The organism is Allostigmatella hybrida (genome assembly GCF_020103775.1).
Lineage (GTDB): Bacteria > Myxococcota > Myxococcia > Myxococcales > Myxococcaceae > Hyalangium > Hyalangium aurantiaca.
This window is the reverse complement of sequence record NZ_JAHXBH010000008.1, coordinates 1-20,478: the sequence shown is the minus strand read 5'-3', so window position 1 is coordinate 20,478 and position 20,478 is coordinate 1. Positions and strand designations below refer to the sequence as shown.

The 20,478-nt window shown below is 66.9% G+C and carries 20 protein-coding genes and 2 pseudogenes; 16 read left to right on the top strand and 6 right to left on the bottom strand.

Annotated features, from left to right (window positions below):
* Positions 1-14 precede the first annotated feature (14 nt).
* The 6 genes and pseudogenes from KY661_RS15850 to KY661_RS15830 form a co-directional block, all read right to left on the bottom strand.
* Positions 15-782, bottom strand: a complete 768-nt coding sequence (locus KY661_RS15850) for an ABC transporter permease (protein ID WP_075010615.1) — start codon at positions 780-782, stop codon at positions 15-17.
* Positions 782-1,753, bottom strand: coding sequence for an ABC transporter ATP-binding protein (locus tag KY661_RS15845; protein WP_075010545.1), 972 nt, complete (start codon positions 1,751-1,753; stop codon positions 782-784). Before KY661_RS15845 ends, KY661_RS15850 begins: the two co-directional genes overlap by 1 nt.
* Positions 1,750-2,679 carry a pilus assembly protein gene (locus KY661_RS15840; RefSeq protein ID WP_225410989.1) on the bottom strand — a complete coding sequence of 310 codons (930 nt, stop codon included), beginning with the start codon at positions 2,677-2,679 and terminating at the stop codon, positions 1,750-1,752. The genes KY661_RS15845 and KY661_RS15840 overlap by 4 nt, the downstream gene beginning before the upstream one ends.
* A gap of 81 nt (positions 2,680-2,760) precedes the next feature.
* Positions 2,761-3,315: a pilin gene (locus KY661_RS15835; RefSeq protein WP_398577199.1), complete on the bottom strand. Its 555-nt coding sequence runs from the start codon at positions 3,313-3,315 to the stop codon at positions 2,761-2,763.
* Positions 3,306-3,399, bottom strand: a pseudogene (locus tag KY661_RS37725) (prepilin-type N-terminal cleavage/methylation domain-containing protein); the annotation flags it as partial. The gene KY661_RS15835 and the pseudogene KY661_RS37725, both read right to left, overlap by 10 nt.
* 81 nt (positions 3,400-3,480) lie before the next feature.
* Entirely contained in the window at positions 3,481-4,134 is a 654-nt protein-coding gene (locus KY661_RS15830) for a prepilin-type N-terminal cleavage/methylation domain-containing protein (protein ID WP_225410987.1), read from the bottom strand.
* A gap of 220 nt (positions 4,135-4,354) precedes the next feature.
* Between KY661_RS15830 and KY661_RS15825 the strand changes: the two genes are divergently transcribed.
* The 16 genes and pseudogenes from KY661_RS15825 to KY661_RS15750 form a co-directional block, all read left to right on the top strand.
* On the top strand, positions 4,355-5,371 hold the full coding sequence (locus tag KY661_RS15825; RefSeq protein WP_225410986.1) for a prepilin peptidase: 1,017 nt from the start codon (positions 4,355-4,357) through the stop codon (positions 5,369-5,371).
* 16 nt (positions 5,372-5,387) lie between these two features.
* The gene (locus KY661_RS15820) at positions 5,388-6,506 is read left to right on the top strand and encodes a sensor histidine kinase (RefSeq protein ID WP_225410985.1); all 1,119 of its coding nucleotides are present in this window, start codon (positions 5,388-5,390) and stop codon (positions 6,504-6,506) included.
* A gap of 49 nt (positions 6,507-6,555) precedes the next feature.
* Positions 6,556-7,959, top strand: coding sequence for a sigma-54-dependent transcriptional regulator (locus KY661_RS15815; protein ID WP_225410984.1), 1,404 nt, complete (start codon positions 6,556-6,558; stop codon positions 7,957-7,959).
* A gap of 207 nt (positions 7,960-8,166) precedes the next feature.
* Positions 8,167-9,249 carry a type IV pilus assembly protein PilM gene (pilM, locus tag KY661_RS15810; protein WP_075010552.1) on the top strand — a complete coding sequence of 361 codons (1,083 nt, stop codon included), beginning with the start codon at positions 8,167-8,169 and terminating at the stop codon, positions 9,247-9,249.
* A 32-nt stretch (positions 9,250-9,281) separates the two neighbouring features.
* Complete coding sequence (locus KY661_RS15805) at positions 9,282-9,971, top strand: PilN domain-containing protein (RefSeq protein ID WP_075010553.1); 690 nt, start codon at positions 9,282-9,284, stop codon at positions 9,969-9,971.
* 16 nt (positions 9,972-9,987) lie between these two features.
* Complete coding sequence (gene pilO, locus KY661_RS15800; protein ID WP_075010554.1) at positions 9,988-10,617, top strand: type IV pilus inner membrane component PilO; 630 nt, start codon at positions 9,988-9,990, stop codon at positions 10,615-10,617.
* A gap of 22 nt (positions 10,618-10,639) precedes the next feature.
* On the top strand, positions 10,640-11,203 hold the full coding sequence (locus tag KY661_RS15795; RefSeq protein WP_177241536.1) for a pilus assembly protein PilP: 564 nt from the start codon (positions 10,640-10,642) through the stop codon (positions 11,201-11,203).
* A 48-nt stretch (positions 11,204-11,251) separates the two neighbouring features.
* Positions 11,252-13,939, top strand: coding sequence for a type IV pilus secretin PilQ (pilQ, locus tag KY661_RS15790; protein WP_225410983.1), 2,688 nt, complete (start codon positions 11,252-11,254; stop codon positions 13,937-13,939).
* Positions 13,940-13,968: 29 nt separating this feature from the next.
* Positions 13,969-14,616: a hypothetical protein gene (locus KY661_RS15785; protein WP_225410982.1), complete on the top strand. Its 648-nt coding sequence runs from the start codon at positions 13,969-13,971 to the stop codon at positions 14,614-14,616.
* A 243-nt stretch (positions 14,617-14,859) separates the two neighbouring features.
* Positions 14,860-15,513: pseudogene (locus KY661_RS15780) on the top strand (type IV pilus secretin PilQ); the annotation flags it as partial.
* Positions 15,514-15,543: 30 nt separating this feature from the next.
* A complete protein-coding gene (locus KY661_RS15775) occupies positions 15,544-16,155 on the top strand; it encodes a hypothetical protein (RefSeq protein ID WP_225410981.1) in 612 nt (203 codons plus the stop codon).
* Positions 16,156-16,228: 73 nt separating this feature from the next.
* The gene (locus tag KY661_RS15770) at positions 16,229-16,591 is read left to right on the top strand and encodes a roadblock/LC7 domain-containing protein (protein ID WP_225410980.1); all 363 of its coding nucleotides are present in this window, start codon (positions 16,229-16,231) and stop codon (positions 16,589-16,591) included.
* Between the two features lie 108 nt (positions 16,592-16,699).
* On the top strand, positions 16,700-17,278 hold the full coding sequence (gene efp, locus KY661_RS15765; RefSeq protein ID WP_075010559.1) for an elongation factor P: 579 nt from the start codon (positions 16,700-16,702) through the stop codon (positions 17,276-17,278).
* A gap of 30 nt (positions 17,279-17,308) precedes the next feature.
* The gene (gene accB, locus KY661_RS15760; protein ID WP_225410979.1) at positions 17,309-17,887 is read left to right on the top strand and encodes an acetyl-CoA carboxylase biotin carboxyl carrier protein; all 579 of its coding nucleotides are present in this window, start codon (positions 17,309-17,311) and stop codon (positions 17,885-17,887) included.
* A gap of 56 nt (positions 17,888-17,943) precedes the next feature.
* The gene (accC, locus tag KY661_RS15755; protein ID WP_075010561.1) at positions 17,944-19,329 is read left to right on the top strand and encodes an acetyl-CoA carboxylase biotin carboxylase subunit; all 1,386 of its coding nucleotides are present in this window, start codon (positions 17,944-17,946) and stop codon (positions 19,327-19,329) included.
* A gap of 179 nt (positions 19,330-19,508) precedes the next feature.
* Positions 19,509-20,478, top strand: a 970-nt coding sequence (locus tag KY661_RS15750) for a tetratricopeptide repeat protein (RefSeq protein ID WP_225410978.1), incomplete at its 3' end; no start/stop codon positions are given.

Below are 20,478 nucleotides of genomic sequence, written 5' to 3'. Positions count from 1 at the left end.
CTCCCCCGAAACGGCTACTTGAAGTCGCGGCGCGTGAAGAGGAAGACCGCGATGACGATCATCACCGTGGCGTAGGCCACCGCGTACAGCATGGACGGGAGGAGCTCGCCCAGGGGCGTGGGCAGCTCGTAGGTGGCCTGGACGCGGTAGTTGAGCCGCGAGAGGTTGGGCAGCGCGTAGTAGACGGCCTTGCCCAGCCATTGGAAGGCGCTGCTCTCCGCCTTGCTCGACAGCTCATAGATGTCCCCGCTGAGGTGCCCCGCGAAGTACGCGCCCACCGTCACCGTGGCGGACACCATCTGGCTGGAGAAGCTGGACATCGCGAAGCCGATGCTGCTGAGCACCAGCAGCTCGAAGAAGAGCATGCCAATGGCCACGAACTGGGCCTGGGTGATGAGCGTGCCGTAGAGGGCCACCTGCCCGAAGAAGAGCACCCCCATGGCCAGCAGCAGCACCCCCAGCGTCAGCATGTTCCCCGCGAAGCGGGCGGTGAGAAACAGGCTGCGGGAGATGGGCTTGGAGACGATGAGAAAGAGCGTCTTGCGTTCGATCTCCCGGCTCAGCATGCCGCTGGACAGGAAGATGGAGAGCAGCACCAGGACGATGCTCATGACGCCCAGGCCCACGTCGGTGAGCACCCGGTCGAACGTGGAGACGCTCAGGTTGGTGAGCAGCGTGGAGGCCACCAGCAGGCCGAACGCGAAGGCGCCGACCACCACGGTCACCCGGTTGCGGCGGGCCTCCCGGAAGCCATTGAGCGTGAGGGCGAGGAACGGCCGCATCATGATGTGATTTCTCCTCCCACGGTCCCATGCCGCGCCTCGCTCATCGCCTGGAGGAACAGGTCCTCCAGCGAGAAGCGGGCCGACTGGAGCTGAGTGACGCGGCCGCCCGCATCCAGCACGCTCTTGAGCAGGGGCTGCACGTGCGTGTTGCTGGCCCGGACGAGGACGCGATTGGTCAAATCCTGCGCCTGCTCGAGCGGGTGGCCCAGGTTGCGCACGGCCTCCAGGCCCAGCCCCTCGATGGTGAGCTCCACCACCGGCACCTGCGTGGTGAGCAGCTCCTGCACGCTGCCCTCCCGGGCCAGCCGGCCATTGACGAGCACCGCGACCCGGTTACAGAGCGCCTCCACGTCCGGGATGATGTGGGTGCAGAAGAGCACCGTGGTGCCGCGCTCGCGCTCCTGGAGGATGAGGTCTCGAATCTCGCGCCGGCCCACCGGATCCAACCCGCTGGTGGGCTCGTCCAGCACCAGAAGCTTGGGGCGGCCGACGATGGCCTGGGCCAGCCCCACGCGCTGGACCATGCCCTTGGAGTAGCGGCGGATTTGCAGGCCCGCGGTCCGGGACATGCCCACCGCGCCCAGCACCTCCTTCACACGCTGGTCCAGCTCCTGGCCGCTCAGCCCCACGAGCTGGCCGGCCAGCCGCACGAACTCCTCGCCCGTCAGGTACTCGTACGGCGCGGGGTTCTCGGGCAGGAAGCCGACATGGCGGCGGGCCTCCTTGGACTCGGGCGGATGCCCGAAGATGGAGGCCGAGCCGCTCGTCGCCTGGACGAGGTTCATGAGGATCTTGATGGTGGTGGACTTGCCGGCCCCGTTGGGGCCGAGCAGCCCGTACACCTGTCCAGGCTGGATGTTGAGGGTGAGCCCTTGAAGGGCCAGCACCCGTTTGTTCATCCAGAATCCCAGCCGGTACGTCTTCGACAGGTCCCGGGTCTCGATGGCCAGCGTCTCGGGGGCGCTCATGGGGTGTCCGGTGCTTCCTGGTTGGCGGCTGCTTTGGCCTTTTCCCGCTCAAGGGCCTTCTTGCGGTAGTCGATGGGCTCCAGGCGCAGGGTGCTGGAGGTCGAGGCGCTGCGCCCATCCTGGCCGATATAAATGACGCCGCCCATTGGATCCTGCGGCACGCGGGGCAGGTCTCCCCGGGCCACCAGCTCGCTGACGGACTGGGGCGGACGCTGCTCCCGGCTCTGGAAGGCCTTGATGGCGTCATCCACCTGCATGAGGACCCGCTCCAGGTAGATTTCCTGGAGGCGCTCCTCGAACATCTGGCGCATCTCGGGATCCTGTTCGGCATCCCGGAAGGACTCCACCAGCGCCAGGGCGGCATCGAAGCGGCGGTTGAAGGCCAGCAGGCGCGAGGCCATCTCCGGGATGTACCGGTTCGCGTCGGGCAGCGTGGCGGCGATGCGCAGGTGCTCCGCCGCGGCGGCATGCTCGTTGTGGAAGTAGCTCAGGTTGTAGGCCAGGAACAGGCGCAGGTTGGAGTCGTTGGGGAAGTGCTTCACCCCTTTTTCGAGGATCTTCCGCGCCTCCGCGGTGTTCACCCACGTCTCCCGGCCCAGGTTGGTGGGGATGGTGTTGCCCGCGTACAGGTAGACCTTCAGGAACTGGGGATCCAGGTCCGTGACCAGGTCCGCGTAATAGAAGAGGTCCAGGTAGCGCGTGGCCTCGAGGCTTTGCCCACCCTTGCCCGCGGCCTGGATGGCCTGCAGCCAGTAGTAGTCGGTCACGAGCGAGCGCTGCCCCGCTCCAATGACGCGCAGCATCTCGAGCCGGGGAAGCAGGGGCGCCTGATAAGGCCCCCGAGGGAGCGCTCGCGGCGGCTCGGACAACAGGGCCACCGCGCCAAGCCCCACGCCGAAGAGTGCCAGGGAGAGGAAGGACTTCATTGCCGTGGCCTGCACCTTAACCGCGAACCGGGGATGGCGGGAGCGGTTTGAAGAGGAAGGGCAGGCCAGGCCCTGGTCTGCCTAATCGCAGTCCACGTCATTGTTGACATTGAACGGCTCGCCCGCGGCGTTGGTGAGGGGCTCCTCCACGGCCGGGCACATCTGCTGGAGCTTCCCATCCGACGAGGAGATGAGCCAGGTGTCCGAGGAGTCCGTGAACGTGCTGTCCACATCTCCGGCTGCGTAAGCGATGAAGTCCCACTCGAGGCCCGTCCCGTAGAGGCCGGCCTGGGCGCCCATGCCATGGGCGGTCGCGCGGGTGGACCACTCGAAGGAAGAGGGGATGACCCTTTCGGGCAGACCCTGCATCTCCATGCCGAACTTGAACCGGTCCGTCTGGATGCAATCGTCGGTGTTGTGCGGCTCTGTATCCACCGCGTCGCGGATCTCGGCCGTGGTGCAGGTGGCCGCCATGTAATAGCTGTAGCGGTTGCCGCGCTCGGGGGCGAAGCCGGGGACACGGATGTGAGATTGCGGCCGCTTGGCCAGGGTCCTCATGCCGGTGAACAGCGACTTCAGGTTGGCATTGACCTCGGACTGCCGGGCACGGGCCTGGAAGCGGAGAAAGCTCGGGATGGCGATGGCGGCGAGGATGCCGATGATGGCCACCACGATCATCAACTCGATGAGCGTGAAACCGTTCTGGGAACGCCGGGTCACGTGAGTACCTCCCAAAATACGAACAGGCTGGGATGAACGCTCATCCCAGCCTGTTTCAGGCACTTGCGATGTGAAGCGCGATTACGGAGCGCCGCAGTTCACGTCGTTGAAGATGTTGAACGGCTCGCCGGCGGCGACGGTCTCATCCTCGGTGACCTGGGGGCACACGGACTGGAGCGAGCCGTCCGCGGAGGCGATCGACCAGCTGTCGGCGCCGTCGGTGTCGATGGTGTTGTCCACGTCACCCGCGGCGTAGGCCAGGAAGTCCCAGCTGGCGTTGTCGCCGTAGACGCCGGGGGCCATGGTCAGGCCGTTGTCCGTGCCCTTCTTGTTCCAGGTCGCGGTGGACAGCGGAACGGCCTCGAACTTGCCGAGGGCCGGGAAGCCGTCGCCGAACTTGAACACGTCGGCGCCGATGCAGGTGTCGTCGTTGTGCTGCTCGGCGTCGATGGCCGTACGGTCCTCGGTGGCCGCGCAGTCACCGATCATGTAGGTGTAGCGGTTGCCGCGCTCGGGGGCGAAGCCGGTGGCGCGGATGCTGGTGGGCGGCTTCTTCTGCTGGGTGCGCAGACCCGTGAAGAGGCTCTTGAGGTTGGTGTTCACCTCGGACTGGCGGGCGCGGGCCTGGAACCGGATGAAGTTCGGGATCGCGATGGCGGCCAGGATGCCGATGATGGCAACCACGATCATCAGCTCGATGAGGGTGAAGCCACGGTTGCGACGGGTCTGGGTCATGATCTGATGCTCCTTACAGTCGGCGAGGACTGGGGGTGAACGACGGGTTCAAGTCATAGCAAAGGTCGCGCCATCCACGCTAGGGGGGGCCAAATGCCCTGCGCCCCTCGGAAGGGCGGGGCCGTGGAGACGAAAAGGGGCCCGGCGGATCGACAAAATTTGGCACTCGGCGACGAATTTGGGCACCTGCGCGGGAGCGGCTAGCCTCGCGGGCCTCATCATGGACCTGGAGCTGACCCCTTTTCCTTCCGCGCTGCTGGCGAGCTGGCTCTTCGTCCTGGGCCTGTGCGTTGGCAGTTTCCTGAATGTCGTCATCGCCCGCGTCCCCGCGGGCCAGAGCATCGTCCGTCCCCGCTCGCGCTGCCCGAAGTGTGGATACACGCTTACCTGGTACGACAACATCCCGCTCGTGTCGTGGCTGGTGCTCCGGGGCCGGTGCCGGGGGTGCGCGGCGCCCATTTCCGTCCGCTACCCCTTGGTGGAGCTGGCCACCGGGCTGCTGTTCCTGGCGTGTTGGCGCCGGTTCGGCCTGTCCTGGGAGCTGCTCTCGGGGCTCGTGCTCATCACGCTGTTGATCCCGCTCACCTTTATTGATCTGGAGCATTGGATCCTCCCGTTCTCGCTCACGGTGCCGGGCATCGTCCTGGGGGTGGGGCTCGCCGGGCTGCTGGGCGTGGAGGCCCTGCGCGATGCGGCCGTGGGCGCGGCGGTGGGGTTCCTCGTCTTCCGGCTGATGGAGTACCTGGGCTGGAAGTTGCTGCGGAAGGAGGCGCTGGGCGGCGGCGACAAGTACCTGGTCGCGATGCTGGGTGGCTTTCTGACGTGGCGGTCGCTGCTGGGGATTCTCTTTCTCTCGTCGTTCCAGGGGGCGGTGGTGGGCATCCTGCTCATTGTGCTCACCGGGCGGGCCGGTCCCCGGGCAGAGGGGCAGGGGAACGCGCAGGAGCCAGCTCAGGAGGCGCCCGAGCCCGAGCTGACGATGACGTGGGAGTTCCTCAAGCCTGGGATTCCCCTGTGGCGCCGCCTGCTCTGGGCGCCGGTGTGCCTGCTGTTTCAGCCCATCCCCGATGAGCCGAAGGACGAGGCGGGGGAGGAGATCGACTGGGTGCCGGGCAAGACGAACATCCCCTTCGGTCCGTGGTTGGCCTTGGCGGGCCTGGAGATCCTCCTGCTGGGCCCCTGGCTGACGCGGGTGCTGCCCCCGAACCTGGCGCTGCTGGTGGGGGGCCTGCCGTGAGGCCTCCCGGGGCGCCATGAAGTGGCGCATCGCCAGCGTGGCGTTCCTCCTGGGCTCGCTGGCCACGGGGCTGTCGTGGCTCACCCTGCTGCCCACGTTGCTTCATCTGATGGACGTGGCGCGCCGGTGGGTGCCCTCCGAGGGGGTAGAGGCCGCGGTGCTGTCCCGGGTGCGGGGGTTTCTGCCCTTCGCACTCGGGTTGGATCTGCTGGTGCTGGTCATCCTCGCGTACATCGTGCTCGAGTTCACCGTGGGCCGGCCGCTCCGGGCCACGGAGCTGGCGGTGGGACAACTGGAGCGGCTCGAGCTGGACCTGACGCCGATCTCCCAGGGCGGCCCCTTCCTGTCGCGCATCCAGAGCGCGCTGAACCGGATGGCGGAGGCGCTTCGCCGGGAGCAGGCGCTGACGCGCTCGCAGCTGGAGGCGCTTCGGCAGGCCAACGCCCGGCTGTCGCGGGCCCAGACGGAGCTGGTGTCCGCGGAGCGCCTGGCCACCGTGGGGCGGCTGGCCGCGGGCGTGGCGCATGAGGTGGGCAACCCGTTGGCGGGGATTCTCGGCTACCTCTCGCTGGCCCGGATGCGCGCGTCCACCGCGGAGCTGAAGGACTTCCTGGACCGGATTGATCATGAGGTCCACCGCATCGATGGCATCGTCCGGGGGCTGCTGGACCTGGGACGTCCGCGCTCCGGCCCGTTGGCGCCCGTGGACCTGGGCCAGGTGGTGGAGACCTGCGTGCGGCTGGTCCGCGCCGGGCCCGAGCTGTCGCGCGTGGAGGTGGGCTTCGCGCTGGCGCCCGGGCTGCTGGCGCGCGCGGATCCAGGCCCCCTCTCCCAGATTGTCATCAACCTGCTGCTGAACGCCGCGCAGGCCATGGGCGGGCAGGGGGCGGTGCGCGTCTCCACCGGCCGGGAGGCGAACGAGGTGTGGCTGATGGTGGAGGACACGGGGCCGGGCCTGACGGCGGAGGTGATGGCGCGCCTGTTCGAGCCGTTCTTCACCACCAAGGAAGGCAAGGGGACGGGGCTGGGATTGGCCGTGTCGCTCCACCTGGCGCAGGGCATGGGCGGCAAGCTCACCGCGGAGAACGCTCCGGGCGGGGGCGCCCGGTTCACGCTCCGGCTGACGGCCGCCTGAGCCGGGAACTACCCTGCGTCAGGAGGCTGGGGGATGATTCGCGGTGCCCATGCCTCTTTTCCGCTCCATTCTCGTCGCGGATGACGAGCCCTCCATCCGTCATGTGCTCACCCTGGTGCTCACCGACCATGGCTACGAGGTGCGGGCCGTGGCGGATGGCGAGGAGGCCCTGCGCGAGCTGAGCGCCCGCAGCTATGACGTGCTCCTGTGCGATGTGCGGATGCCCCGGCGGGATGGCCTGTCGGTGCTGCGCCAGGCGATCGCCGAGCACCCGGGGCTCACCGCGCTGGTGATGAGCGCCTATGGCTCCCAGGAGCAGGCGCTCGAGGCGGTGGGGGCGGGGGCCTACGACTACGTCCAGAAGCCCTTCAAGCCCGAGGAGATCGTCTTCGTCCTGCGCAAGGCGGAGGAGCGCGAGCGCCTGGTGCGCGAGAACCGGCGCCTGCGGACCGCGGGCGCCGTGCCGCCAGGCGGGATTCTCGGGGAGAGCGAGGGGCTGCGCGCGGTGCTTCGCCAGGTGGACCGGCTCGCCCCGGTGAACACCACGGTCCTCATCACCGGGGAGAGCGGCACGGGCAAGGAGCTCATCGCCCGGGCGCTCCACGAGCGCTCCCGCCGGGTGGCGCTGCCCTTCGTCGCCGTCAACTGCGGGGCCATCCCCGCGGGGCTCATCGAGAGCGAGCTGTTCGGCCATGCGAAGGGGGCCTTCACCGATGCCCGGGCCGCGAAGCAGGGGCTGTTCAGCGAGGCCGACGGGGGCACGCTCTTCCTGGACGAGGTGGGCGAGCTGCCCCTGCCGGCCCAGGTGAAGCTGCTGCGCGTGCTCCAGGAGGGAGAGATCCGCCCGGTGGGCGAGAACCGCCCGGAGTCCGTGGACGTGCGCGTCATCGCCGCGACCCTCAGGGACCTGGGCAAGCTGGTGGAGCGGGGGGAGTTCCGGGAGGACCTCTACTACCGCCTCAACGTGGTGAACCTGCGGGTGCCGCCCTTGAGGGAGCGCCGCGAGGACATCCTCCCGCTGGCGCGCGCCTTCCTCGCCCGCTTCAACCGGGAGTTCAACCGCGAGCCGCCCGTGCAGGGCTTCAGCCCCGAGGCCGAGGCGCTCCTGTGCGCCTACGCCTGGCCCGGCAACGTGCGCGAGCTGGAGAATGCCATGGAGCGCGCGGTGCTCCTGGTGGAGGGGGCGGAGCTGGTGCCCTCCAGCCTGCCGGAGCGGTTGTGGGCGCATGCCTCACCCACGGAGGCCTCCGTGCCCGGGCAACAGCCTGGGAGCGACCTGTCGCTCAAGCGCGCCATGCGAGAGCTGGAGGAAAACTACATCCGGGCTGCCCTGCGCCGCACCCGGGGAAACCGGACCCGGGCCGCCGAGGTGCTGGACATCAGCCATCGGGCGCTCCTGTACAAGATCAAGGAGTACGGAATCGACCCGGATGCCGAGGCCGAAAAGGGCTAAGCAAGCGGCGGAGCGTGCTGGGGGGATTTGACGAGAAGCGCCCGAGGCCGGAAAATCGGCCCCGGCAGCGCTGTCTGGCATCGAGGGGAGCGGACGAAGGGCCCGGATCCACCGCTCGTGCGGCTGGGGAGCGGGCGGGCGCCGGTCAACTTTTAGGCGGGGTTGCGTGCCAGTGCTACGCTGGCCGTCTCTGCACGGGAGTACTGAATGGCGAAGGGCAAACTGGCACTCGGTCTGGATATCGGATCGACCTCGGTGAAGATGATTCTCCTCAAGGAGCAGCGCAAGCGCGGCGAGGTGGGTTATGCGCTGCAGAGCTTCGGCATGAAGCCGCTGCCCCCCGAGGCCATCGTCGATGGCGCGCTCATGAACTCGACGGCCATCGTCCAGGCCGTGCAGGAGCTGATGAACGAGCTGAAGGTGAAGTCCAAGGAGGTCGCCATCGGCGTCTCCGGCCACTCGGTCATCATCAAGAAGATCCAGATGCCCCGCATGAGCCAGGAAGAGCTCGAGGAGAGCATCCAGTGGGAGGCCGAGCAGTACATCCCCTTCGACGTGAAGGACGTGAACATCGACACGCAGATCCTCGACTCGGGCGCCAATGACGCCACCGGGCAGATGGATGTGCTGCTGGTGGCGGCCAAGAAGGACATGATCAACGACTACACCACGGTGGTCTCCGAGGCGGGGCTGCAGCCGGTGGTGGTGGACGTGGACGCCTTCGCCGTCCAGAACATGTTCTCCACGAACTACGACGTGCCGGAGAAGGAGACCGTGGTGCTCATCAACGCGGGCGCCTCGGTGGTGAACATCAACATCATCGCCAACGGCATCACCGTCTTCACGCGCGACGTGACGATCGGCGGCAACCAGTTCACCGAGGAGATCCAGAAGCAGCTCAACGTCTCCTACGAGGAGGCGGAGGCGCTGAAGCTCGGCGGCAACGGCACGGACGCGGACGCCGTGGTGCCCCAGGACGTGGAGCGCGTGCTGCTCAGCGTGGCCGAGCAGGTCGCCGGCGAAATCCAGCGCTCGCTGGACTTCTACGCGGGCACCGCCGCGGACGCGAACTTCAGCAAGGTTTTCCTGTCGGGCGGAACGGCGAAGATTCCCGCGCTGTTCAAGACCATCGAAGCCCGCGTGGGCGTGCCGGTGGAGATCCTCAATCCGTTCCGGAAGATCGACGTGGACAACCGCAAGTTCGACCCCGCGTTCATCATGGACGTGGCCCCCGTGGCAGCCGTGGCGGTGGGGCTGGCGCTGCGCAAGCCCGGTGACAAGCTGAGCTGATACCCTCCCTCTCCCTGAAGGAACCGACGCATATGATGATCCGCATCAACCTGCTGCCCGTCCGGGTGGCGAAGAAACGGGAGATGGGCCGGCAGATCCTGGTCCTCTTCGCCGCCGTCATTCTGGCCGCCATCGTGGGCAACTACATGTGGTACGGGCGCCTGGCCGACGAGGTCTCCGCCAACGCCACCGGTATCGCGGCCGTGAAGACGAAGATCACCGAGCTGGAGAAGGTCATCGGTGAGGTGAGCACCATCAACGACCGCAAGGCCGAGGTGGAGAAGAAGCTCGCGGTGCTCGACAACCTGCGCCGCGGCCGCTCCGGGCCGGTGCGCATGCTGGACGCGCTCTCGCTGGCCATGCCCAAGAAGCTGTGGCTGGAGAACTTCTCCGAGGAGAAGGGTGGGGTGAAGATCGTCGGCAGCGCGGTGAGCCACGACGAGGTGGCCGAGTTCATGCGCAGCCTGGGCGGCATGGTGTGGACGCCCAAGGGCATGGGCCGGCTGGTGGAGCAGCGCCGGGACGCCAAGACGTCGCGCGTGGAGCTGCTCACCCCGGATGCCACCATCGAGGAGTTCCCGGTGGCCACCATCAAGCCGTTCTTCTCCAACATCGACCTGAAGGACGCGACGCAGCAGGTGTCGAAGGTGGGCGGAACCGAGCTGAGCCCGCTGACCACCGTCAAGTTCAACCTCATGCTCACGGCCAACTACGCCATCTGAAGAGGACCAGCGATCCATGGAACAGTACCTGGACAAGATTGCGAAGGCCCCGGCGGGCGTGAAGTACGGCGGCCTGGCCGGTGTGGTGGTGCTCCTCACGGTGGCCAACTACTTTGGGCTCGTTCAGCCCACCGAAGCCCAGATCAAGAAGCAGGTGGAGCAGCGCCGGAAGCTCGATCTGGACCTCGCCGAGAAGAGCGAGATCGCCCAGAACCTCAACGAGCGCCGGCGTGAACTCGACGTGCTGGATCAGAAGCTCGCCGAGGCCCTCACGGAGCTGCCCGAGAAGCGCGACCTGGACGAGCTGCTCGCCCAGATCAACGACATCGGCAAGAAGTCGGGCCTGGAGATCTCCCGCGTGGAGCCGGGCAAGGAGTCCGTGGGCGGAGGCGAGTTCTTCGCCCGGATTCCGCTCAAGATGACGGTGAGCGGCAACTACCACGAGATCGCCATGTTCATGCAGGAGATCGCGAACATGCGCCGCATCGTCAACGTGAACGGCATCAAGCTCGATAAGCCGACCATCAAGAACGAGAAGGTCATTCTCGAGAGTTCCTTCGTGGCCACCACCTTCCGGTTCGTGGAACAGAAGGCAGCGGCCGATTCCAAGCAAACGGGCAAGAAAGTTGCGTCGCCCAAGAAGTAGGGCGAGAACGAGGATCCAGAGGATGAAGACTCTCAAGTTCAAGATGACCACGGCTGCGTTGGCGCTCACGGTGGTGGCATGTGGCGGAGGCAGTGCCTCGCCCAAGGCCGCCAAGCCCACCGCGTCCAAGGCGGCGCCTGCCGCGGCGGCGGAGACGCCGAAGGAGACGGTCGTCGAGTCCTCCGTGACTTATACGTACAACCCCGTCGGCAAGCGGGATCCGTTCCGCAGCCCCCTCGAGGAGCTGGGGCCTTCGCAGCAGACCGTGCAGGTGTCGGCCTGCAGCGAGCCGCTGTGCGCGTTTGATCTCGACCAGCTCAAGCTGGTGGCGGTCGTCACCGGGGATGCCAATCCGATTGCCATGGTGGAGGACCCCGTGGGCCGGGGCCACATCGTCCGGCGCAATGCGCGCATGGGCCGCCAGGGCGGACGGGTGACGCAGATCCTCCGGGACTCGGTGACGGTGACCGAGTACATCCCGACGGAGGGGAAAGTCATCCCCAACCCGGTGAGCCTCCAGCTCAAGCAGGACAATAAGCGGGACCCAGCGTATGACCTGATGCAGGGCAGAAACTGGGGCGAGTAGCACTTCGGGCTGGCGGCTCGGCCCGATTACAACTTGTAGAGGGGTAGCATGCTCGGAAAGAGCGATGTGACGAGGGGCAAGTGGGTGATAGCGGCTGTGCTGTCGGCCGCCATCGCGGGTGCCAACGCCGAAGGCGCTGAACTCAACACGCTTCGGGACCTGAAGGTCGTTCAAACAGGTTCCGGAGCACAGGTGGTCGTTGCTGGGACACGTCCCCCTACCTTCACGGTCTTCCGGCTCAGTGGGCCGGAGCGCCTGGTGGTGGACCTCTCCTCGGCGGACGCCACCGGCATCAAGGGCCACCACAGTGGCACGGGGCCCGTGACGGGCATCGTCGCCTCGCAATTCTCCGACGAGCGCGCCAGCGTGGGCCGCGTCCTGGTCGCCCTGGACAAGGCCTCTCAGTACGACGTGCGCGCCGATGGCAACCGCGTCGTCATCTCGGTGGATGGGGCCTCGGAGCCGAAGGCCTCCGCCGAAGTGGCCCCGGCGCCGTCCGCCCCGCAGGCGGCCCCGGCCGTGGCGCAAGCCCCCGCGCCCGCCCCCGCCGCGGAGCCGGTCAAGCCCCAGGCCCCGGCGCTTGCCGAGAACGTGGTGGCCGCCGAGGCCGACGAGCGTGAGGTCGCCCATCCGGCCCGGTCGATCACCGGCATCACCTTCGCCCGGGACACGCTGGCCATCCGCACCGACGGGGAGATCTCCCGCTACGAGGTGCTCGAGCTGGCGGATCCGCCGCGGCTGGCGGTGGATGTGTACGGGGTGGGCCTGGAGGCCCGCGCCCCGCGCGTGCGCGGCGGAAGCTTGAAGGGCGTGCGCGTGGGTGCGCACGCGGAGAAGGTCCGCCTGGTCCTGGATGTCCGCCAGGGCATGCCGGCCTACCGGGTGGACCGGGCCGCGCGCGGCCTGGAGGTGGTGTTGGGCGCGGCGGTCGCGCGCAAGCCGGCCCCTGCGGCCGCGCAAGAGCCCCAGGAGCGGGTGGCCGAAAGCGCGCCCCTGCTGGCGGCCCCCTCGGCGCCGGTGGCCGCCCAGGCCTCCGTGGCCGAGGTGAAGGAGCTCACCTTCGACGAGAGCGACGCCGGTGGCCGCGTGCAGCTCAAGCTGTCCAGCGCCGTGACGTGGAAGGTGGACCGCCCGGATCCGCGCAGCGCGGTGCTGACGCTGGAGAACGCGAAGCTTCCGCGCCGCCTGGAGCGCAGCCTGGACACCAGCGCGCTGGAGACGCCGGTGAAGATGATCAGCGCCTTCTCGGTCCCCGGCGACGGGCACCGCGTGCGCGTGGTGGTGGCCGCCGATGGGGCCATTGACGAGTCGGTGACCCAGGGCTCGGGGACGCTGAGCTGGAACCTGTCGGTGCAGGGGGTGAAGACGGAGCAGGTGGCCGTGTCCCAGCGCACCGCGGGCTTCTCCGCCGAGGCCCCGTCCTACGCCGCCGAGGGCGCGCCCCAGCAGGCCCGTTACCGGGGCAAGCGGGTCTCCTTCGAGTTCAAGGACATCGAGATCCAGAACCTGCTGCGCGTCATCGCGGAGATCTCCAAGAAGAACATCGTGGTCGCCGACGACGTGAGCGGCAAGGTGACGATCCGCCTGCGCAACGTGCCCTGGGATCAGGCGTTGGACCTCATCCTCCGCACCAAGAGCCTGGGCAAGGAAGAGGTCGGCAACATCGTCCGCATCGCCCCCCTGAAGACGCTGGAGGAGGAGGCGCGGCTGCTGCAGGAGCGCCGCAAGTCGATGCAGCAGCAGGAGGACCTGCTCGTCAACCTCATCCCGGTGAACTACGCCGTGGCCGGTGACATGCAGGCGCGGGTGAAGGACATCCTGTCGGACCGGGGCTCGGTGACGGTGGATGCCCGCACCAACGTCCTCATCGTGAAGGATGTGCGCGCCAACATCGAGAAGGCCCGGGCGCTCGTGCGCAACCTGGACACGCAGACCCCGCAGGTGCTGATCGAGAGCCGCATCGTGGAGGCGACGACCTCCTTCACCCGGTCCATCGGTGTGCAGTGGGGTGGCCGGGGCCAGGCGAACGCGGCCACGGGCAACGCCACGGGCCTCGTCTTCCCGAACTCGTTCGGCATCTTCGGCTCCGCGGGCGGTGGCGCCCCCGGTGGCTTCTCGGGAGATCCGGGCTTCGCCGTCAACCTGCCGGCGCCGACGACGCTGGGCCAGGGTGGCGCGCTGGGCTTCACCTTCGGCTCGGCCGGCGGAGCGCTGGGGCTCAACCTGCGTCTGTCCGCCGCAGAGAGCGATGGCTTCGTGAAGACCATCTCCGCGCCCAAGGTGACGACGCTCGACAACAACACCGCGCGCATCAGCCAGGGTGTGTCCATTCCCTTCAGCCAGACCTCCGCCAACGGCGCGAACACGACCTTCGTGGAAGCGCGCCTGTCGCTGGAAGTCACCCCGCACATCACCCAGGACGGCAGCATCCTGATGAGCATCGTTGCCCAGAACAACCAGCCGGACCTGGCGAACACGGGTGCCAACGGCCAGCCTGCCATCCAGCGCAAGGAGGCCAACACGCAGGTGCTCGTCAAGGACGGCGATACGACGGTCATCGGCGGCATCTACGTGCGCCGGGGTGGTACGAGCTCCGCGTCGATCCCCTTCCTCTCGAAGATCCCAGTGCTGGGCTTCTTCTTCCGGCAGACCACGGAGCGTGACGACCGGCAGGAGTTGCTGATCTTCATCACGCCCCGGATCCTCAACCGGCAGACCATTGCTCAGTCGCTGTAAATGGGAGCCCTCTTCATGGATCCACTTCGATGAAGCGTTTGTTGCTGATGGCGGCACTCACGATGGGTGCCTCGGCCTGTGTCAATGGGAACGAGCCCATCATGATCCTGGGCACAACCCCGGTGGGGCCCGACTGTGCCCCGCTCTCGGGGCCCGTCCCGGTCAGAGGTCGCTTGGAACAAGGCTTTGGTACGTATTTCACGAGCTTCAACATCGTGTCGTCCCTGCCTGCCAAGGCTGGCACGTCCGGTGAGCGCAATGATTTCTATGCGGAGGAAATGATCTTCAGCTACCGGGTCGAGGAAGGTGAGGAGCCCGAGGAAGGTGAGGAGCCCGAGGAAGGTGAGGCGCCCGAGGAAGGTGAGGAGGCCGGTGGCCGTGAGGAAAAGCTCATCTTCGAGGATGAGAGCATGCCAATCTCCTTCTTCATTGCGTCGGGGGCGAGCAGCAGCGTGCTTGCTCTGGATGTGATCGCCAGTGCCGCGAAGGGTAAGGTCCCCGACATGAAGGTTGGCAGCACGCTGTTCGTGACCGTGAAGCTCAAGGGCAGGACGTCAGCGGGCAGCTCGGTGGAGTCGAACGAGGCGACCTATCCCATCGAGATCGTGAAGAGCAACACATGTGCGGGCACTCCTTCCGGTGGAGTGGGACTCTGTTCTAACGACAAGCAGTGTTGATTGGCACCCCTGGAGGCAGGTCGCCTGAACCGGGCGGCCTCTTCCGTTCACGAACACTGAAAGTCTGCTGACATGTCCTTCCGTGCACACCTGGAGTCGGTGGTCAATCAGGTCGATGGCGCCCTCGCGTGCAGCGTGATGGGCTTCGACGGCATCTCGGTCGAGACCTATCAAAAGGATGACGCGCCGGAGCTGGAGCTGGGCGGGGCCTGGGTGGAGTACGCCAACCTGCTCACCCAGCTTGGCTCCGCGGGCGGCGGCGCCCCCGGTGGCTTCTCCGGGGATCCGGGCTTCGCCGTCAACCTGTCGGCGCCGACGACGCTGGGCCAGGGTGGCGCGCTGGGCTTCACCTTCGGCTCGGCCGGTGGGGCGCTGGGACTCAACCTGCGTCTGTCCGCCGCAGAGAGCGATGGTTTCGTGAAGACCATCTCCGCGCCCAAGGTGACGACGCTCGACAACAACACCGCGCGCATCAGCCAGGGTGTGTCCATTCCCTTCAGCCAGACCTCCGCCAACGGCGCGAACACGACCTTCGTGGAAGCGCGCCTGTCGCTGGAAGTCACCCCGCACATCACCCAGGACGGCAGCATCCTGATGAGCATCGTTGCCCAGAACAACCAGCCGGACCTGGCGAACACGGGTGCCAACGGCCAGCCTGCCATCCAGCGCAAGGAGGCCAACACGCAGGTGCTCGTCAAGGACGGCGATACGACGGTCATCGGCGGCATCTACGTGCGCCGGGGTGGTACGAGCTCCGCGTCGATCCCCTTCCTCTCGAAGATCCCAGTGCTGGGCTTCTTCTTCCGGCAGACCACGGAGCGCGACGACCGGCAGGAGTTGCTGATCTTCATTACGCCCCGGATCCTCAACCGGCAGACCATTGCTCAGTCGCTGTAAATGGGAGCCCTCTTCATGGAGTCCACTTCGATGAAGCGTTTGTTGCTGATGGCGGCACTCACGATGGGTGCCTCGGCTTGTGTCGACGGGAACGAGCCCATCATGATCCTGGGCACAACCCCGGTGGGGCCCGACTGTGCCCCGCTCTCGGGGCCCGTACCGCTGAGCGGCCGCCTGGTGGTGGGCACTGACACGTTCATTACGAGCTTCAACATTGCCTCGTCCCTGCCTGCCAAGACCGGCGCGTCCGGTGAGCGCAATGACTTCTATGGGGAAGAGCTCATCCTCAGCTACCGGACCGAGAACCAGAAGCCCGCGATCAATTTCGAGGATGAGAGCCTGCCGATCTCCTTCTTCATTCCGGTGGGAGGGGCCAGCAATGTGCTCGTCCTGGATGTGATCGGCAACGCCGCGAAGGTGAAAATCAAAGGCGTGCCAAGGCAAGAGAACCCCCCCAAGGATGAGATCCCCGGCATGAAAGAGGGCAGCACTCTGTTCGTGACCGTGAAGCTCAAGGGCAAGACGTCTGCGGGCGGCTCGGTGGAGTCGAACGAGGCGACCTATCCCATCCAGATCGTCGGGGTCTGCGAGAACTCTCCGACCGCTGGCGACGGAGCCTGTTCCAACCCCAATCAGTGTTGATTGGCCTTCACCGGGGGCAGGCCGCCTGAACCGGGCGGCCTCCTCCGTTCACGAACACTGAAAGTCTGCTGACATGTCCTTCCGTGCACACCTGGAGTCGGTGGTCAATCAGGTCGATGGCGCCCTCGCGTGCAGCGTGATGGGCTTCGACGGCATCTCGGTCGAGACCTATCAAAAGGATGATGCGTCGGAGCTGGAGCTGGGAGGGGCCTGGGTGGAGTACGCCAACCTGCTCACCCAGCTCAAGAACGCCGCCGAGGTGCTCAAGACGGGCACCGTGACGGAGCTGAGCGTCAACAGCGACAAGGTGCTGACGCTCATCCGCATGGTGTCCCCGGAGTACTTCCTCATCCTGGCGCTCCGGGCCGAGGGGAACTACGGCAAGGGCCGTTACGTGCTGCGGGTCACCGCGCCGAAGGTCCGCGCCGAATTGTAGGGGGCGGCCGGGCTGCCGACGCGCTGCCCCACTGCTTTCCCCTTTCCAAAGGGGAGTGCCATCGGCTAGACACCCCGGACTTTTTCAGTAGTCCGAAGGAGCTGTCCCATGGCCGGTGTCATTGATACCTCCGAGTTCCGCAAGGGCCTCAAGATCGAGATCGACGGCGAGCCGTTCGAAATCGTCGAGTTCCAGCACGTCAAGCCCGGCAAGGGCTCCGCGTTCGTGCGTACGACGATCCGCAGCCTGCTGACGGGACGGGTTCTCCAGCCCACCCTGAAGTCCGGTGAGAAGGTGGGCAAGCCCGACATCGAGGAGAAGGAGATGCAGTACCTGTATCTCCAGGGCGAGGACTACTACTTCATGGACACGAAGAGCTTCGAGCAGACCTTCCTCAGTGAGAAGGTGCTCGGCGAGTCCAAGAACTTCCTGAAGGAGAACATCAACGCCTCGGTGCTCTTCTACAATGGCAAGGCCATCGGCGTGACGCTGCCCAACTCGGTGGACCTGAAGGTCACCAAGTGCGATCCGGGCGTGCGCGGCGACACGGTGTCGGGTGCGCTGAAGCCCGCGGAGCTGGAGACGGGCTACTCGGTCAACGTTCCGCTCTTCATCAACGAGGGCGACGTGCTGAAAATCGATACGCGTGATGGAAAGTACCTCACGCGCGTGGCCACGGCGGGCTGAGCCGGTCACGGTTCCGGACGGAGGGGATTCATGGCGACGAAGCGCAAGGTGTCCCGGTCGGAGGGTGGAGCCGCGCCTGCCGGTGGGGAGCGAGAAGCAGGGGCGGTGACGTCCCTGGACGTGGAGGCACTCCGGCAGATCGTGGAGATGCTGGAAGCCTCGGACGTGACGCGGTTGGTGTGGCAGCGGGGCGATGAGCGGCTGTACATCCGCCGGGGCCATGGTCCCGCGCCCACGATTGTTCATGCGGCGCCGGTGAGCCCCTCGGTGAGCCCGGTTCCCGCGGCGGAGTACCCGTCGTCCGCGCCCGCGCGTGCCCAGGCTTCGGCGCCCGCGGCGGCCGCCCCTGCGGCGGCCGCGCAGAAGCCCGGCCAGCTCATCACCAGCCCGTTCGTGGGGACGTTCTACCGGACCCCGGCCCCGGACCAGCCCTCCTTCGTGGAGGTGGGCACGGTGGTGAAGAAGGGCCAGGTGCTCTGCATCGTCGAGGCCATGAAGTTGATGAACGAGATCGAGTCCGAGACGGCGGGCCGGGTGGCGGAGATCCTGGTCGAGAACGGGCAGCCCGTCGAGTTCGGTCAAGCGCTCTTCCGCATCGAGCCAGCGTAGCCCCCAGGACCGGCCCCGGAGGGCCGGTCCTTGCGTAGCCGCGAGGAGTCCTGAGCATGTTCAAGAAAGTGCTGATCGCCAATCGCGGGGAGATTGCCCTGCGGGTCATCCGTGCATGCCGGGAGCTGGGAATCGCCACGGTGGCGGTGCACTCCACGGCGGATAGCAATGCGCTGCACGTGCGCTTCGCCGACGAGTCGGTGTGCATCGGGCCGCCGCCGTCCAAGGAGAGCTACCTCAACATTCCCCAGCTGCTGTCCGCGGCGGAAATCACCCGGGCGGACGCCATCCATCCGGGCTACGGCTTCCTCTCGGAGAACGCCGAGTTCGCCGAGGTGTGCGAGAGCTGCAAGATTCGCTTCATCGGGCCCCGGCCGGAGATGCTCCGGCTCATGGGCAACAAGGTGCGGGCCCGCAAGGCCGCGCTCGAGGCGGGCATGCCGCTGCTGCCCGGCAGCCCCCACGTGCTGAAGGACGCCCGGGAGGCGGAGGCCTTCGCCAAGGAGATCGGCTTTCCGGTCATCCTCAAGGCGGCCGCGGGCGGTGGCGGCAAGGGGATGAAGATCGTCCGCGAGCCGAGCGTGCTGGCGCAGGCGTTCTCCACCGCGGCGGCCGAGGCGGTGGCCAGCTTCAACAATGGCGATCTCTACATCGAGCGGTACGTGGAGAAGCCGCGCCACATCGAGATCCAGATCGCCGCCGACGAGCACGGCAACATCATCCACCTGGGTGAGCGTGAGTGCTCGGTGCAGCGCCGGCACCAGAAGCTCATCGAGGAGAGCCCCTCGCCGGCGCTCACGCCGGAGCTGCGCGCGGAGATGGGGCGCGTCTCCGTCGAGGCGATGCGCAAGCTGCGCTACAACAACGTGGGCACCATCGAGTACCTGCTGGATGAGCGCGGCCAGTTCTACTTCATGGAGATGAACACCCGCATCCAGGTGGAACACCCGGTGACGGAGCTCGTCACGGGCGTGGACCTGGTGCGCGAGCAGATCCGCATGGCCTATGGCCACCCCCTGCGCTTCAAGCAGGAGGACATCCAGATGCGCGGGGCGGCCATCGAGTGCCGGGTGAACGCCGAGGACCCGGTCACCTTCGCCCCCTGGCCCGGGAAGATTACCGGCTACAGCGTCCCGGGGGGCTACGGCGTCCGGGTAGACTCCGCTGCGTACGAGAACTACACGGTGCTCCCGCACTACGACAGCCTGCTCTCGAAGCTGATCGTCCATGCCGAGGACCGGCCCACGGCCATCCGGCGGATGCAGCGGGCGCTCTCGGAGTACGTGGTGGAGGGCATCCGCACCAACATTCCTTTCCACCGGGCCGCCCTGGCGGAGGAGTCCTTCCAGGAGGGCAACTACGACACCCGCTTCGTGGAGCGCCTCCTGGCGAGCGAGACGGGCACGCACCGCCTCAAGAAGGCCATCGAGGAGACACCGTAGGCGTGCCTGCCTGCCCGCCCGTCATGCAGCCTGCTGATCCTTCTTGGAGCAGGCAGGCTCGATTTCTTGACCCGCGTTGGAGGATTCCGATAGCCTCCTCTCCTCTCGCCTTTCATTCTCTTGGAGTGCAGGAACCCCAAGTGGTTTCAAGGGGTTAGCCTGGTCGGAAGCCCTGCTCGATGGACAAGAACAAGATCATCGAAGCCGCCGCGAAGCTCGTCGCGAAGGGCGCCTACGACAAGGCCATCAAGGAGTACCAGAAGGTCCTGGAGGCCGACCCGAAGGACGTGCGGGTCCTCCAGAAGATGGGCGAGCTGTACCAGAAGAAGAACGACAACGTTCAGGCCGCGCACTTCTTCACCAAGGTCGCCGAGAGCTACTCCTCGGATGGCTTCTTCCTGAAGGCCGTCGCCCTCTACAAGCAGGTCCTCAAGCTCAACCCGAACCTGCTGGACGTGAACCTGAAGCTGGCGGATCTCCACCAGCAGCTCGGGCTGATGTCCGAGGCGATGGCGTACTTCCAGATCGTCGCCAATCACTATGACAAGGCGGGCGATACCAAGGCCTCGCTCGACACGCTCAAGCGGATGGTCGATCTCGACCCCGAGAACGTGGCGTCGAGGATCAAGCTGGCCGAGCTGTACGCGCGCGAGAACATGACGGCCGAGGCCGTGCAGGAGTTCACCCGCGCTGCCGAGTACCTCAAGAAGAATGCCCGGGCGGATGACTACCAGCGCGTGGCCGAGCGCCTGTCCGCGCTGGAGCCCGACAACATCGCGCTCGCCAAGGAGCTGGCCTCCGGGTACCTCGCCAAGGGCGACCAGAAGCGCGCCCTGGCCAAGCTCCAGGTGGCCTTCAAGGCCGATGGCCGGGACGTCGAGACGCTGAGCATGCTCGCCCAGGCGTTCCAGGGCCTGGGGCAGACCGCCAAGACGATCTCCGTCTACAAGGAGCTGGCCAAGGTCCATCAGGACAATGGCAGCGCCCAGGAGGCCAACGGCGTCTGGGACAAGATCGCCGAGCTGGATCCCCAGGATCCGGAGCTGCTCGCCAGGAGTGTCCAGGCCGCGGCCGTCGCGCGTGCCCCGGCGCCTGCCCGTGCGCCCCCGCGCGCTGCCGCGCCCGCGCCCGTGCCGACCCCGGCGCCTG

Bases quoted from the DNA above. Each gene is read 5' to 3' on its own strand.
- KY661_RS15850 (WP_075010615.1), bottom strand. From the start codon at position 782: ATGCGGCCGTTCCTCGCCCTCACGCTCAATGGCTTCCGGGAGGCCCGC.
- KY661_RS15845 (WP_075010545.1), bottom strand. From the start codon at position 1,753: ATGAGCGCCCCCGAGACGCTGGCCATCGAGACCCGGGACCTGTCGAAG.
- KY661_RS15840 (WP_225410989.1), bottom strand. From the start codon at position 2,679: ATGAAGTCCTTCCTCTCCCTGGCACTCTTCGGCGTGGGGCTTGGCGCG.
- KY661_RS15830 (WP_225410987.1), bottom strand. From the start codon at position 4,134: ATGACCCAGACCCGTCGCAACCGTGGCTTCACCCTCATCGAGCTGATG.
- KY661_RS15825 (WP_225410986.1), top strand. From the start codon at position 4,355: ATGGACCTGGAGCTGACCCCTTTTCCTTCCGCGCTGCTGGCGAGCTGG.
- KY661_RS15820 (WP_225410985.1), top strand. From the start codon at position 5,388: ATGAAGTGGCGCATCGCCAGCGTGGCGTTCCTCCTGGGCTCGCTGGCC.
- KY661_RS15815 (WP_225410984.1), top strand. From the start codon at position 6,556: ATGCCTCTTTTCCGCTCCATTCTCGTCGCGGATGACGAGCCCTCCATC.
- pilM (WP_075010552.1), top strand. From the start codon at position 8,167: ATGGCGAAGGGCAAACTGGCACTCGGTCTGGATATCGGATCGACCTCG.
- KY661_RS15805 (WP_075010553.1), top strand. From the start codon at position 9,282: ATGATGATCCGCATCAACCTGCTGCCCGTCCGGGTGGCGAAGAAACGG.
- pilO (WP_075010554.1), top strand. From the start codon at position 9,988: ATGGAACAGTACCTGGACAAGATTGCGAAGGCCCCGGCGGGCGTGAAG.
- KY661_RS15795 (WP_177241536.1), top strand. From the start codon at position 10,640: ATGAAGACTCTCAAGTTCAAGATGACCACGGCTGCGTTGGCGCTCACG.
- pilQ (WP_225410983.1), top strand. From the start codon at position 11,252: ATGCTCGGAAAGAGCGATGTGACGAGGGGCAAGTGGGTGATAGCGGCT.
- KY661_RS15785 (WP_225410982.1), top strand. From the start codon at position 13,969: ATGAAGCGTTTGTTGCTGATGGCGGCACTCACGATGGGTGCCTCGGCC.
- KY661_RS15775 (WP_225410981.1), top strand. From the start codon at position 15,544: ATGAAGCGTTTGTTGCTGATGGCGGCACTCACGATGGGTGCCTCGGCT.
- KY661_RS15770 (WP_225410980.1), top strand. From the start codon at position 16,229: ATGTCCTTCCGTGCACACCTGGAGTCGGTGGTCAATCAGGTCGATGGC.
- efp (WP_075010559.1), top strand. From the start codon at position 16,700: ATGGCCGGTGTCATTGATACCTCCGAGTTCCGCAAGGGCCTCAAGATC.
- accB (WP_225410979.1), top strand. From the start codon at position 17,309: ATGGCGACGAAGCGCAAGGTGTCCCGGTCGGAGGGTGGAGCCGCGCCT.
- accC (WP_075010561.1), top strand. From the start codon at position 17,944: ATGTTCAAGAAAGTGCTGATCGCCAATCGCGGGGAGATTGCCCTGCGG.